The organism is Micromonospora sp. CA-111912, from assembly GCF_050948415.1.
In the GTDB taxonomy this organism is placed as follows: Bacteria; Actinomycetota; Actinomycetes; order Mycobacteriales; family Micromonosporaceae; genus Micromonospora.
The window spans coordinates 4,577,237-4,591,837 of the sequence record NZ_CP192007.1 but is presented as its reverse complement, the minus strand read 5'-3'; the positions used below and the strand labels follow the sequence as shown (position 1 = coordinate 4,591,837).

Annotated in this window: 6 protein-coding genes; all 6 read left to right on the top strand. The window is 72.3% G+C overall.

All coding sequences use genetic code 11. From position 1 onward, the window contains the following. Positions 1–22 precede the first annotated feature (22 nt). The 6 genes from ACQPZO_RS19090 (at position 23) to ACQPZO_RS19065 (ending at position 14,377) form a co-directional block, all read left to right on the top strand. Positions 23–4,378, top strand: coding sequence for a S8 family serine peptidase (locus tag ACQPZO_RS19090; protein ID WP_433342799.1), 4,356 nt, complete (start codon positions 23–25; stop codon positions 4,376–4,378). Between the two features lie 113 nt (positions 4,379–4,491). After that, positions 4,492–5,058 (top strand): hypothetical protein, encoded by a 567-nt coding sequence (locus ACQPZO_RS19085; protein ID WP_433342798.1) that lies wholly within the window; start codon positions 4,492–4,494, stop codon positions 5,056–5,058. A 221-nt stretch (positions 5,059–5,279) separates the two neighbouring features. Further along, positions 5,280–7,007 carry a substrate-binding domain-containing protein gene (locus tag ACQPZO_RS19080; protein ID WP_433342796.1) on the top strand — a complete coding sequence of 576 codons (1,728 nt, stop codon included), beginning with the start codon at positions 5,280–5,282 and terminating at the stop codon, positions 7,005–7,007. A gap of 158 nt (positions 7,008–7,165) precedes the next feature. Beyond that, entirely contained in the window at positions 7,166–9,211 is a 2,046-nt protein-coding gene (locus ACQPZO_RS19075; protein WP_433342795.1) for a sensor histidine kinase, read from the top strand. 89 nt (positions 9,212–9,300) lie between these two features. Continuing rightward, positions 9,301–12,564: an ATP-binding protein gene (locus tag ACQPZO_RS19070; protein WP_433342794.1), complete on the top strand. Its 3,264-nt coding sequence runs from the start codon at positions 9,301–9,303 to the stop codon at positions 12,562–12,564. 136 nt (positions 12,565–12,700) lie between these two features. Continuing rightward, on the top strand, positions 12,701–14,377 hold the full coding sequence (locus ACQPZO_RS19065; protein WP_433342792.1) for a bifunctional 3-(3-hydroxy-phenyl)propionate/3-hydroxycinnamic acid hydroxylase: 1,677 nt from the start codon (positions 12,701–12,703) through the stop codon (positions 14,375–14,377). The last annotated feature ends 224 nt before the right edge of the window (positions 14,378–14,601 follow it).

The window sequence follows — 14,601 nt, the reverse complement described above, 5'->3', positions numbered from 1 at the left end:
TCGGTGACTTAAGGAGCTCACGGTGGCCCAGCCGCTCTATCGAAGAACCTTCCCCACCCGCAGGGCGAGCGCTCGGCTGGTCGCGTCGGTGGCCGCAGGCATCCTGCTGCTCGCCGCGACCGCCGTTCCCGCCACTGCGGCACCCTCCCGCCTGCCGCTACCGGATGGCCAGGAGGCACCCGCGGCGTCCGAGCGACCGGCACCCGAGCTTCTTCCGCAGCCCAAGAGCGGGCTCTGGCTGTTGCGGATGGACAAGCCGTCGTTGGTGGCCGCTTCGAGGGCGACCACGGCACGCACCGGCAGGATCGACCCCCGGGCGGCCGCGAGCACCTCCTACGCCAAGGAGTTGGCGCGGCAGCAGGACGTGCTGGTGGACGAGATCGAGACCGCCCTGGGCCGCTCCGTGCGGGTCGCCCACACGTACCGGAACGTGATCAACGGACTGGCGGTCGCGGTCAGCGCGGACGAGGCGCAGCACCTGTCCGACCTGCCGGGAGTCGCCGCGGTCGTACCCGACCAGGCACTCACCCTGGAGACGGACACCAGTAACGCGCTGATCCAGTCGGCCGCCGTCTGGCAGGGACAGACCGCGGGGGAGGTCGCGACCCGGGGCGAGGGCGTCATCGTCGGAGTCCTGGACTCCGGGGTGAATCCCGGCCATCCGTCGTTCGCGGCGGTGGACGGCGACGGCTACCGGCACACCAACCCGTTCGGCGCGGGCAACTACGTCGGCGTCTGCGCTCCGACCCACCCGCGCCCCGAGGCGATCTGCAACGACAAGTTGATCGGCGCCTGGTCGATGGCCGCCGGCACCAACGCCCGAGACGACCACGGTCACGGCAGCCACACCGCCTCGACCGCCGCAGGCAACCGGCACCAGGCGACCATCACCGTCGGCGCGGACTCGCACACCCTCACCATCTCCGGGGTCGCGCCACGGGCCAACGTCATCTCCTACAAGGTCTGCGTGACGACGCTATGCAACTCCTCGGCGACGATCGCCGCGGTGGACCAGGCGATCACCGACGGCGTGGACGTGCTCAACTACTCGATCTCCGGGCGCGACAACCCGTGGAACGACCTCGTGGACCAGGCGTTCCTCGAGGCCTACTCGGCCGGCATCTTCGTCGCCGCCTCCGCCGGCAACAACGGCCCGGCCGCCAGCACCGTCGCTAAGACCGCGCCGTGGAACATGTCCGTCGCCGCGGTCAGCCACGAGCGGGTCGTCGCCCACCGGCTCGACGTGACGGGGCCGACGCCGGCCCCGCCGGCGCTCACCCGCGTCGCCGCCGTGCTGGGGGAGGGCTCACCGAGCCCACCCATCGAGGGAGAACTCCGGTACGCGGGCACCGTCGACCCGGACAACGCGCAGGGCTGCGCGGTCTTCCCGTCGGCGGCGTTCAGCGGCAGGGTCGCCCTGATCCCCAGAGGCGGCTGCGACTTCTCCGTCAAGGTGCGCAACGCCGCCACCGCCGGCGCCACCGGGGTGGTCGTGCACACCCAGTACGGCGGACCGCCGCTGACCATGGGCGCACTCACGGGGAGCGCCATCCCCGCCGTGATGGTCAGCCTCGCCGACGGGCAGCGGCTGCGCGCCCACCTGGCCGCCACCGACGGGCCTGTCTCGGTGCGGGTGGGCGCCGGCAGCGAGGTGCTGCGCGACGGGGACTGGACCGACGTGGTGGGCGACTTCAGCTCGCGTGGGCCCAGCCGGTTCGACATGCTCGCGCCCACCGTCGCCGCCCCGGGCCGGAACATCCTCGCCGCCACGATCGGGACGGCCGGAAACCCGGCCCAGTACACCTTCATGCAGGGCACGTCCATGGCCTCGCCGCACGTCGCCGGCGCCGGCGCTCTGCTGGCGGCCCTGCACCCGGACTGGTCGCCGACGCGGATCCGCTCCGCGCTGGCGGTCACCGCGGACCGCGACGGGGTGGTGAAGGAGGACGGTGTCACGCCGGCCGACGCGTTCGACATCGGCTCCGGCCGGATCAACCTGGGGCAGGCCGCCCGCACGGGGCTCGTGCTCGACGAGACGGCTGAGAGCTTCGCCGCGGCCGATCCCGAGTCCGGCGGCGATCCGCAGACGCTGAACCTGCCGGCCGTCGTCGAACACCACTGCCTGAAGGTCTGCACCTTCACCCGCACGGTGTCCAGCGTGGCCACCGTGGACGCGACCTACCGGGCGGCGGCGCAGGCCCCGGCCGGAGCCCGGATCACGGTCACGCCGACGCAGTTCACGGTGGCGCCCGGCGCCAGCCAGGAGCTGACCGTCACCCTGGACGTCACCGGCACGCCCCGTAAGGACTGGCTCCACGGCGCGATCAACCTGACCACCGACGCCCGGCACGGGTCGGGCGGGCAACCGATCGCCCAGGCGCACTTCCCGGTCGCCGTCCTGCCGGCGTCCCCGGACCTGACCCTGGACCCGGCCACGCTGAGCAGCAGCCTGGATGTCGCGCAGACCGAGAGCCACACCGTCAAGGTGGGCAACGCCGGCGGAGCCGAGCTCACCTGGCAGGCAACCGGCGACGGTGCCGACTGCTCCTGGCCGGCATGGGCGAAGGTGACGCCGGCAAACGGAACGCTGGCCCCGTTCAGCAGCCAGGACATCAAGGTCACCCTCGACTCGACCGGCCTCGACGACGGCGGCGTGTTCCGGGCCGACCTGTGCCTGGCCAGCAACGACCCGAAGAAGCCCACGCCGGCGATCGCGCTGGAACTGACGGTGGTGCCGGTACCGAAGATCGAGGTGGCACCCCGGTCGCTCTCGGCCCGGCAGCCGGCCGGCATGGTCACCAAGCAGTCGTTCACGGTACGCAACTCCGGGCACGGAGTGCTGGACTGGCGGCTCGACGACCCGAACGCGGGCCCGGACGACGAGCGTGTCCGGCTCCTGCGTGACGGCGTGCTGTTGATTCCCAACTCGGGCAGTGCCACCCGTGGGGTGATGGCGTTCGATCCGCACTCGGGGAACCTGATCGACCCGCAGTTCATCCCGCACACCGCGTTCGACCCGTCCACCAGCCTGTACACGCCGTTCCAGATCATCGCCAAGCCGGACGGCAGCGGCTTCCTCATGTCCGACCAGGTCAACTCGGTGATCACCGAGCACGGCCTGGACGGCAAGTTCCGCCGCGTCTTCGCCCCGACCGCGGGCGTGCGGGACCCGGCGATCATGACCAACACCCGGGGCATCGCGCTCTCCCCGCGCGGCACCGTCCTGGTCACGGTCGCCAACGGGGACAACGCCAACTCCGTGGTCGAGTTCGACGCCGAGGGCAAGTACCTGGGCAGGTTCGTCGCGCCGGGGGCGGACGGGCTCAAGGGGCCGTGGTCGATCCTCTTCCGCGGCGACGACATGCTCGTCTCGGCCAGCGACAGCGACGCCATCCACAGCTTCAGCAAGGACGGCTCGCACGCCAATGCCCGCTTCTTCAGTGGGCTGAGTTGGCCCGGCCAGCTCGTGGAGCTGCCCAACGGCAACGTACTCGCGGCGAGTTGGGGCAGTGGCTCCACCGCCGGGGTCTGGGAGCTGGACCGTGCCGGCAAGCTCCTCGGCGTCTACGCGCCCGGCGGCAGCGGCTACCAGGGCGTTCACCCCCTCGGCAACGGCAACATCCTGACCACCAGCTCGCGCGGTGTGCACGAGATCGACCGGGCCAATCACCTGGTCGGGGTCAAGAACGACAAGGGCGCGGCCCGGTTCATCACCCACGTACGGCTGCCGGACCTGCAACCATGCGTGACGCCTGAGGAGGTGCCGTGGCTGAGGACGACGCGCCTCGCCGCCGGAACCGGTGCCGGCCAGGCCAGCGAGGTGACGGTCTCCCTGGACAGCACCGGGCTGGCCGCCGGCACGTACCGGGCCCAACTGTGCGTCACCAGCGACGACCCCTCCAATTCTCTGGTGACGCTTCCGGTGAAGCTGGAGGTCACCGACCAGACCTGCGGCCAGGTGGTGAGCGGCGAGCACCGAGGCCCGTTGCTGGTCCGTGCCGCGGTGACCTGTCTCGCGCCGGGTGCCAGGGTGCTCGGGCCGGTGAGCGTCGAGAAGGGCGCTGGACTGGTCGCGCTCGACGCCACAGTGACGGGACCGGTGGCCGCCGCCGGGGCCTCGGTGGTGGAGCTGACGAACAGCCGGGTCGACGGTCCGGTCTCGGTCACCGGTGCCACCGGCCGGGTCCTGATCGGCGGGACCCGGGTGACCGGGCCGGTCAGCCTGGTCGACAACCGTACCGGCGGCACCCCGATCGTCGTTTCCGGGAACCGGATCGACGGGCCGCTGCGGTGCGTCGGAAACCAGCCGCCACCGGTTAACGGCGGGGCGGCGAACACGGTCGGTGGCCCGAGGTCGGGCCAATGTAGTGGACTGTGATGCGGCGTCCGAGATAGCCCAACGGTGAGATAGCCGGATTCGCCGGTGTGGTCGCGGTCGCGGCCACACCGGCGGGTCACCGACGCGTCGGAGGTCCCGGTTAGCATCCGCCGGTGACGCTCACACCTGTTGATCTGATCGGCTACGTCGAACGCGACCTCGATGCCGACCTCGCACGGTGGTTCCCCGGCCGCGCTCCCGTCACCGTTCCCGTGGAGACCCGGCCGGTGGCGCCGATGCTCGACCGCCTCCCGCCAGCGGTCGCTACGGCGCTGGCGGCGTTCGACCGCCGCGTGCGGTCAGGGCGCATGCCCCAGTTCCTGGACGTGTACGACTGGTCCTACGGGTTCGACTTCGCCGCGAACGACTGCCGGATCCTGGCCGCCGACTACCAGACGGAGCTCACCGACGACGACGTCTACTCGATCGGCGCCGACGGCAGCGGCAACCTCTACGTGGTGCTCACCGACGGGCAGGTCGGCCTCTGGTTCCACGAGGAGGAGGTCGTCGAGGGCGACACCCGCTTCGACAACCTCGATGTCTTCCTCTGGTCAGCCGTGCGCCACCAGGCGGTGCGGGCGGGAGTGCTCGAGCGGGCCGTGGTCGAGGCCGACTTCCTGTCGCTGGGCCAGGACGGCGCGCTGCGGCCCGACGTCGGGCTGCTCAGTTCCATGAAGTAGGGCGACGACCCGCACGGGCCCCCTGGCTCGCCGCGCTGCGACCGAACCGTGATCGACCGGCATGCTTCCAGCCGGGCTGACCGCCGGCGTGCCATGATCCCGGGTGACGACTGATCCGCCCTGCGCGGGCCGGCCCGGGATCGGCCGTGACTGATGTCGACACCGTCAGCCAATTCGCTGGAGGACCAATGGTTACAGGTCGACCGAACGCTCGGCCGTGGTTGCCGTACACGGCGGCCATCGTGGCCGGGGTCGCGGTCATCGCGGCGGCCTACCTGATCGTCCGGCCGGCGGGGGACGTGGGGTGTACGCCGCTGGAGGTCAGCTCCTCGGTGGAGAAGGACGTGCTGCTCGGCGAGTTGGCCGAGCGCTACAACAAGAGCGATCGGCGGTTCGGTGGCCGCTGCGCCACCGTGACCGTACATGGCCTGACCTCGGGTGCCGCGACGGATGCGCTGGCCGGCGATTGGGCCGCCAAGCAGCCGGACCTTCCGCGACCGCAGGTGTGGTTGCCGACGTCGACCCTGTGGACCGGGCAGTTGAAGCTGCTCGACGAGGCCGCCAAACGCCCGGCGCAGACCTCCGGCCAATACCCGTCGATCGCGAACAGCCCGCTGGTCATCGCCGTGCCGCGCCCGAAGGGAGAGCTTCTCCAACGACAGGGGCCGCTCGGCTGGGGCGAGATCCTGGGCTTGTCCGGGCGGACGGGGTGGGCCGCCTTCGGCCGCCCCGATTGGGGGCGGTTCACCTTCGGCAAGGTCAACCCGAACCTGTCCACCTCCGGGCTGGCGGCCATCATCGCGACGTACTACGCGGCCATCAACCGGGCGAGTGACCTGACCGAGAGCGACCTGGCGAATCCGAGGGTGACCCAGTTCGTCCGCCGGATCGAGGCCAATGTGTCCCACTACAGCGACGACGTGGTGGACCTGCTGAAGAACCTCGCCGAGGCGGACCTGTCCGGCGCCGGCACGTCGGCCTCGACCGACGTGAGTGCGATCGTGACGCAGGAGGAGTTGGTCTACCAGTACAACGAGGGGGAGTTGAGTCCCACCCGGGGTGAGAAGCCCAAGGTCCCGCTGGTCGCGCTGTATCCGAAGGAGGGCACGTTCAACCTCGACCATCCGTACGTGGTCCTTCCCTCGGCCAGCCCGGAGCAGCGTGCCGCCGCCGCCGACTTCCGGGAGTACCTCCAGCAGCCGGCACAACAGCGGAGCTTCAGCCGGCTCGGGTTCCGCGACCACGAGCGGAACGCGTCCGACCCGCTGGTCGCCTCCGTCCGCGGGCGCGGGACAGCCGATCTCACCTACTTCGACCCGCCGAATCCCGCCGTGGTCAAGGCGATCCTCACCGGCTGGGACACGCTGCGGAAGAAGGCGAACATCCTCGTCGCCGTCGACACGTCCGGTTCGATGAACGCCAAGATCGGTAACCAGAGCAGATTCCAGGTGGCGACCGCGGCCGCCGCCAAGGGATTCGGTCTGTTGAACTCCGAGGACCAGGTGGCGCTCTGGTCGTTCTCGTCGGAAACAGATCAACGGCGGAAGTCGCCCTACAGCGAGGAGGTCCGACTGTCGGCGTTCAACCAGAAGGTCCTCGCCAAGAAGATCAGCAGTCTCCACGTCGAGGGGGGCACCGCCCTGTACGCCACCGTCCGGGCGGCACGCCGTTACATGCTCGACCACTATGACGAGTCCCGGATCAACGCGGTGGTCGTGTTGACGGACGGCAAGAACGAGTACAGCAAGGACACCAAGCTCGCCCGGCTGCTCCAGGACGTCGCGCTGGATCCGGATCGTCCGGTCAAGATTTTCTGCATCGCGTTTGACGAGCAGTCCGACTTCGCGACCCTGGACCTGATCGCCAAGGCGTCCGCGGGTAAGGCGTTCGACGCCCGCGACACGGCGAAGATCGACGACGCGTTCGTCAAGCTGATCAGCAGCTTCTGACGCCGCAGTGGCGGTGCGTGGCCCTGCTGTAGGTGTTCGACGCCGAGACAGCGGCGGATGCGCGGTGGCACCGAACACTGCGACCCGGCAAGATACGTGCCATGCGGCGCCGGGTCGGCCGCGCCGGACCGGGGCCGGGGCAGTTGCGGAGGTTCGGCATGACGAGTCCCGGCAGCGACCGGCGCAACCCCGTCGCGGCCTGGTCGGTGCTGATCGTCACCAGTGGACTCACCGCCGCGTCGGTGGCCGCCTGGTGGGTCGCGGCCCCGCCGTGGCACCCGTGGCTGCTCTACTCCCTGGTCGACCTGGTGGTGGGCGCCGGCTACGGCGTGGTCGCGTGGCTCACCCTCCTGCGCCGCGCCCACCCGGCCGCCTGGATCATGGCCGCCGCCGGTGTCGGCGGCTCAGTCTCCGCGGCCACCACCTGCTGGGCCATGATCGTGCACCGGTGGCCCGACCTGTGGGGACCGGCGCACCTGCTCGGTGCCGCTTACTGGGCCCGGGTTCCCGGGATCTACGCGCTGATCGTCGTCCTTCCCTGGCTGCTGCCGGTGCGGCCCCTGCGCCGGGCCACCCGGATCGCCATCGGCATCGGAATGGCCTCCATCGGGGTGGCCCAGGTTTGCGTGCTGACCCTCCCCGACGGGGGGAATGCGATCCCGCTGACCGACCCGACCCTGCTCACCGTGCGGGCGGCGATCGAGCCGTGGTGGGCACCCGTGCTTGTCCTGCTCGGACTGGCCGCAGCCGGCGGGGTCCTGGCCCGCCGGCACGCCGCGCCCGCAGGGCAACGGCACGGCCTCGGCTGGCTCGCGGTCGGCACCCTGCTGCTCTCGCTGGCGTTCCTGCCGCCCGCGCTCGACCCCGTGCTGCCGCTCTCCGTCCCGGCGCCGTTCGCACCGTTGCTGCTGCTCTGCGCCCAGGGGTTCCTCCCGGCACCGGTCCTGGTGCTGCTGCTGGGGCACCGACTGCGGGACCTGGAACCCGCCGTTCGCCGGATTCTGGTCTGGGCGTTGACGACGGGGATGGCGATCGGCGCCTACACCGGCGGCGTGCTGCTGCTCAGCACGGTGTCACCCGCCTCCTCGGCCGTGCCCGAGATGCTGATGATCGCGCTGTTGGTCACGGCCTGCCAACCCCTGCGCCGGTGGGTGCGGCACCGGGTCGACCGCCTCGTGCACGGCGACGCGGATCAGCCGTTGATCCGCCAGGTCGCCGACCGGCTGAGCACCACCGACCGAGGACGGCAGATGCTGGACGCCGTCGCCGACGGGATCGCCGACTCGCTGTGGCTGGCGGAGGTGACGATAACGCTCACCGGCGAGCCGCCCCCTCCGGCGGTGCCACGACCACGCCGGCCCCACGGCCCACCGGCCGCCGCCGGGCCGCCGCTGACCATCCTGCTCGCCGGCCCGGACAAGGAGGTGGGCGTACTGCGGGCCTGGCCACGAGCCGGTGAACGCCTGGCCCGACGCGCCAACACGGTGTTGGCCGATCTCGCCCCCGTGGTGACCGCACTGGCGGAGCTGGCGATCGCCCAGGGGGACCTGGATCGGTCCCGCCTGCGGTTGGCCCGCGCCCGCGACGAGGAGCGCCGCAAGCTACGCCGGGACCTGCACGACGAACTGGGACCAGCGCTCAGCGGGATTGCCCTGGCCCTCGCCGCCGGACGCAACATGCTGCACCAGCACCGCCGCTTCCCCGAGATCGCCGCCGCCGACGATCTCCTCGAACGGTTGGTGACCGAGGTGGACCGGCAGGCGGTGGGGGTACGGGACATCGCCCGGGACCTGCGGCCACCGCTGCTCGACGACGGCGGGCTGCTGCCGGCGCTGCACCGGCTCCGCGAGCGCTACGCCACCGCCGGGCTGACGGTGCTGGTACGGGCACCGCAGTTGAGCCTGCCCGACGCCGTGGCCACCGCCGTCTACGGCATCGTGTCCGAGGCGGTCCGCAACGTGCACCGGCACGCCGATGTGGACCGGTGCACGATTGAGGTGGGGAGCGGACCGGACGGCCTGGAGGTGTGTGTGGCGGACGAGGGGGTCGGCACCGGGGCCAGCGCGAGTGCGGGGGTGGGCACCCACTCCATGCGGGAACGGGCGGAGGGCATCGGCGCTGAGCTCACCATCGGTCCCGCGAGTACCCGATCGGTCCGTCCGGGTACCCGGGTCCGTCTGGTCCTGCCGGGCGGCACATGGTGAGACAGCACCGGGACGCGGGCGGGCGTTGTGGTGCTGGTGTGCAGTTCCACGTGCTGGGTCCCCTTGAGGTTGTCCGAGACGGCGAACCGGTGGCGGCCGGCAGTCCCAAGCAGCAGGCGTTGCTGGTCCTGCTGCTGCTGCGAATGAACCGGCTCGTCGCCGCCGACTGGCTCGTCGACGCGTTGTGGGACGGCCGGCCGCCGGTCAGCGGGCGGACGACCCTGCGCACGTACGTCGCCGGGCTGCGCCGGGTCCTGGAGCCACAGCGCGCCCCTCGCGGGCCAGGCGGAATTCTCGTCGGCCACCCGAAGGGGTACGAACTGCGGATCGCGCCGGACACCGTCGACGCGGTCCGGTTCGAGCGTCTGGTCGGCCGGGCGGCGGAACTGCTCGCGGCGGGCGATGCCGCGGCGGCCGAGCGCTGCTACCGCGCCGCGTTGGCACTGTGGCGGGGCGAGCCGCTGACCACTGCGGCTGATCTGGACGCGGTACGTCCCGAGGCGGCACGGCTGGCCGAGTTGCGTCTCGGCGCCGAGGAGGGACGCCTCACGGCGGGCCTCTCTGCCGGCCGGCACGAGACGCTCCTGCCGGAGCTGCGCAGGTTCGTGGCCACGCAGCCGCTGCGGGAGGTGGCCCGGGCACAGCTGATGCTGGCGCTGTACCGGTCCGGGCGGCAGACCGACGCCCTCGCTGTCTACGACGAGGGCCGACGGCTGTTGGCCCGCGAGTACGGGCTCGATCCGGGCGAGCAACTACGCGAGGCACACCGGCTGGTCCTGGACCAGGCCGTGCCCGCGGTGACGGCGGTCGCGCCCGCCCCGTCGGGGCTCGTGCGGGAAGCTCCCCGCCCTGCGGCCGGGTCGCCGGCGGCGGGCGGCGACCGGCACGCCGCTGTGGCGGCCGGCGAGATGCCGGGCGAGCCGGCCGTAGCTGGCGTGGGATCGTGCCCGGTCACGGCCCCCGGCGGCACGGCCCCCGGCGGCACGGCGCCGGGCGGCGGGGTGGCCATGGTCGAGGTGCTGGGCGCGCTCGCGGGGCGTGACGCGGAGCTGGCGCGGCTGGGCGAGGCGCTGGTCGCGGCGGTGCACGGCGACGGTCGGTTGGTCGCCGTCGTGGGTGAGGCGGGGATCGGCAAGACCAGCCTCGCTGCCGCGGTCAGCGCCAGGGCCGAGGCGTCCGGGACTCCCGTGGTGTGGGGGAGGTGTCCGAATGTCGGGCAGGCGCCTCCGTTCTGGCTGTGGAATCAGGTGGTGCGGAGCCTGCGGGCGATGCCGCAGGCCGGCGAGTCAGGGAAGGCGCGGTCACTGGGCGGGTTCGCCGCCGAGCCGCTCACCGCGTCGGGCGCTGAACTCGACCCGGCGGCGCGGTTCCGGGCGTACGAGGCGGTGGCCGACCTGATCCGGGCCGTGGCCCGGCAGCGGGGGCTGCTCGTCGTGCTGGACGACCTGCACGCCGCCGACCCGGACTCGCTGCTGCTGCTGCGGTTCCTCTCCCCGCTCATGGCGGGCACCCGTGCCCTCGTCCTGGTCACGTCGCGGCCGTACCACCGCAGTGCCGGGCTCCTGGCGACCGTTGCCGAACTGGCCCGGGAACGGAACTTCGCCCGGCTGGCGCTGACGGGCCTGGACGCGTCCTCGGTGGCGATCCTGCTGACGGCCGGCACGGGGGTGCGTCCGCCGGACGAGGTCGTGGCGAGGTTGGTGACCCGTACCGGTGGGAACCCGTTCTTCATCACCGAACTGCTCCGGTCGGGAGCCGACCCGGCGGACGTGCAGTTGCCGGCGACCGTTCGGGACGCCGTCCGGCTGCGGCTCGACGATCTGCCGGAGGCGGCCCGGGACTGCCTCGACCTGCTCAGCGTCGCCGGACACGAACTCGACCTGCACGTGCTGGCGGCGGTCCTCGGCACGCCGGTGGGGGAGGCGGGCGAGCGGCTCGTGCCCGCGTACGCCAGTGCGCTCGTCGCCGAGGCGGAGCCGGGCAAGGTGCGCTTCCGCCATCCGCTCTTCGCCGAGGTGGCCTACGCCGAGCTGGCGCCTCCGCGTCGGGCCGCGTTGCACGCCCGGCTCGCCACCGCCGGCGAGCGGGCCGGCAGCGGTCTTGCCCCCGCCGAACTGGCCCACCACTACGGCCAGGCAGTCGGACTCGGCCATGGCGACGACCATCTCCGCTGGTCACTGGTCGCCGCCGACGACGCGACCGGGCGGATGGCGTACGAGGACGCCCTCGGTCACCTCGGCCGCGCCGCGCGGCGGCTCGCCCCGGACTCGGCGGTCTCGCCGGAGACGGCGCGGACCGAACTGACGGTCCAGCTGCACCGGGCGGCCCTGCTCCAGATGACCGCGGGGATCGGAAGTGACCCGGTCGACGAGGTCTGTTCCCGGGCCCGGAAACTGTTGGCGATGGTAGGGCCGGAGGTGGATCTGCGGCCGGCGCTGTGGGCGTTGGGCGAGCTGGCCGCCAACCGGGCCGACTTCGCGGTCTGCGTCGACCTCGCCCGGCGGCTCGGCGTCGCCGAGGACGACGGCACCGGCCTGATCAGCGCGGCAGGTGAGTATCTCCTGGGCGTGGTCGGCTACTTCGCCGGCCGGCTGCCGGAGGCGGAGCGGCATCTCACGGCTGCGGTCGACCGGCTGCGCGAGGTGGACCTGCGGCTGCTCGGCCAGCAGGTCGGCCGGCGGCCGGCGCTGGCCGCCCACAACTTCCGGGCGTTGGTCCGCTCCCTGCGGGGGCGGAGCGCGGCGGCGCGGGAGGACATCCGGGCCGCCGAGATCCTCGCCGACCAGGTCGACGATCCGCACGGCCGTGCCAACGCGGCGCTCTTCGATGGCTGGAGGGCGTTGCAGGAACGCGACGTTCCCGGGGTACGTGCCGCGGCGGAGCAGTGCCGGTTGGCCGGCGCGGCGACCGGGCTGCCGCACTTCGTGACGACCGGCGAGTTTCTCGCTGAGTGGGCCACCGCCTACGGCGGGGACCGTGGTCGGCTGCCGGCGATGAGGGCCGCAGGCGAGGCGATCTACCGTCCTGGGCTGCGCGCGACCCGCACCATCACGCTGTGCGCGGTCGCCGAGGCGTACCTGGTGGCGGGGGAGCGGAGCACTGCGGCGGCACTGGCCGAGCAGGCGTTGTCCGTGGCGGAGCAGTTGGGGGAGCGGGTCTGCGTCGCCCAACTGCACCGGATCCGCGGCGCCGCCCGCCACGACCCGGTGGAACTGCGTGCCGGCGTCCGGCTCGCCGTCGAGCAGGGCGCCGGGCTGCTGCTGACCAGCTTCCCCGAGACGGCTCCACCGGCACCCTCGCGCCCGCCGACGCGGGGCGGGCCGGACGACACGGATCGCCGCCGGGCCGGCTGACCCGGCCGACCGGGAAGGCCCGGGGCGGCGGGTGTCCTCCACACGGTCTCCACAGGACATCTACGCCCGCCTGGTGTCGTTGACGGGCAGGAGCGACGACGGCCGTTGCGGGGTTCCTGTCGGAAGGAGACGCCCCATGCCCCCGGCTGACGAGAAGGTCTACGACGTCGACGTCGCGGTGATCGGCTGCGGACCCGTCGGCGCGCTGACCGCCAACCTGCTCGGTACCCGCGGGGTCCGCACCCTGGTCGTCGAGCGGAACCCGTCGCCGCCCGGCCGACCGCGCACGCTCTCCTGCGACGACGAGGCACTGCGCATCTACCAGCAGGCCGGCCTCATCGAGCAGGTGAGTCGCGACCTGCATCCGGTCCCGGTCGCCGAGTACGTCAACCGCGAGGGACGAGCCTTCGCCACCGTCGTGCTGGCGGAGGTGGACTTCGGACTCGGCCACCCTCCGCTGAGCTTCGTCGACCAGCGGCCGCTGGAGCAGGCCCTCCGCGCCGGACTGGGCCGCTTCGACCACGTCGCACTTCGTCTCGGCGTCGAACTGGTGGCGTTGCGGCAGGACACCGAGGGGGTGACCCTGGTCCTGCGCGACATGATCACCCTCGAGAGCCGGGTGGTGCGAGCCCGCTACGTGCTCGGCTGCGACGGTGCCCGCAGCACCACCCGCGCCGCCACCGGCATCGGCGTGGTGGGTTCCAGCTACCCGGAGTCCTGGCTCGAGATCTCGGGGGATGTGGCGCCGGGCGGAATCCGCGTCGAGCGGACGACGTTCGTCTGCGACTGGCGGCGTTCAGCCTTCGCGTCACCCGGGGCGAAGGGGAGCTATCGGATGGGGTTCATGCTGCGCCCCGGGGAGACCGCCGACGAGATGCGGCGGCCGGAGACCATCAACACGCTCGTGCAGCCGTACGTCGACCCGTTGCGTTTCGCCGTCACCGGCGCGGTGGTCAACACCTACCACCACTTCGTCGCCCGGCAGTGGCGTGTCGGCCGGGTCTTCCTGCTTGGGGACGCCGCCCACCGGATTCCTCCGTTCATGGGCCAAGGACTCTGCAGCGGGCTGCGGGACGCGGCGAACCTCAGCTGGAAGCTTGCCCTGGTCCTCGCCGGTGACGCCGACCCGACGCTGCTGGAGACGTACGAGATCGAGCGGCGCCCACACACCGCGGCGATGGCGCGGGCGAGCGCACGGCTGGGACGGCTCTTCCAGGTGCGGAGCCGGTCGGCGGCGTGGCTGCGCGACAAGGCACTGGGGGTCCTTCAGACCGTCCCCCGGATCCGCCGGTTCGTTCGGCACTTCGAGTTCAAGCCGTCGCCGGCCTATCCGACCGGGCTGATGGCGGGCGGTCGGCGCGACGGCGGTGTCGGGACGATGTTCCCCCAGCCTCGGGTCGCGACGGCGGCCATGCCCGCGCCGCACCTCCTCGACGAGACGCTCGGCGCCGGCTTCGCCGTGCTCGGGTTCGGCGGGGCTGCCGAGCCGTCGCCGGGGGAGTGGCGGGAGCCGGCGGTGCGCTTCGCCGTCGTGCACCAGGCGGGCACCGCGCCGGAAGGTCTGCCGCCGGCCCGCGGGTACGGCGGGGTGAAGCATGTCGACCTTGTCGATGTGGACGGGACGATCAGTGCCTGGCTGCGCCGGCATCGCGTCGAGGCGGTGGTGCTGCGGCCGGACCGGTTCGTTTACGGCGTCGTAGCGGCCGGTGAGACCAGCCGGGCGGGCCGCGTCCTGGCGGCGGCCCTCGGCACGCCGCAGGCGTCAACTCGGCCGTCCGTCTCGGCGAGAGGGGCCGGACTCACCGGAGGCTGACAAAGCGGTCCGACGTGGGAATCCCGGATTACGGGATAACCCGCAAGTTGCATTTCTCTCGTCGTGGAAAGGTCGAGCATGGTGGACGCTACTGATGCCACCGTTGGTGGTCGATGGAATCGTCCAGGGTGCCGCACCGTTCCCGGGATGAAAGTCGTCGATGACGAATAAATCGACCGGTTGTCGGACCTGGCCGGCGAGGTGCGCGGACGCCGTGCGCTTTC

What these genes read in the sequence shown, in the direction of transcription:
- ACQPZO_RS19075 (WP_433342795.1), top strand. Translation starts at nt 7,166, where the DNA reads ATGACGAGTCCCGGCAGCGACCGGCGCAACCCCGTCGCGGCCTGGTCG.
- ACQPZO_RS19065 (WP_433342792.1), top strand. Translation starts at nt 12,701, where the DNA reads ATGCCCCCGGCTGACGAGAAGGTCTACGACGTCGACGTCGCGGTGATC.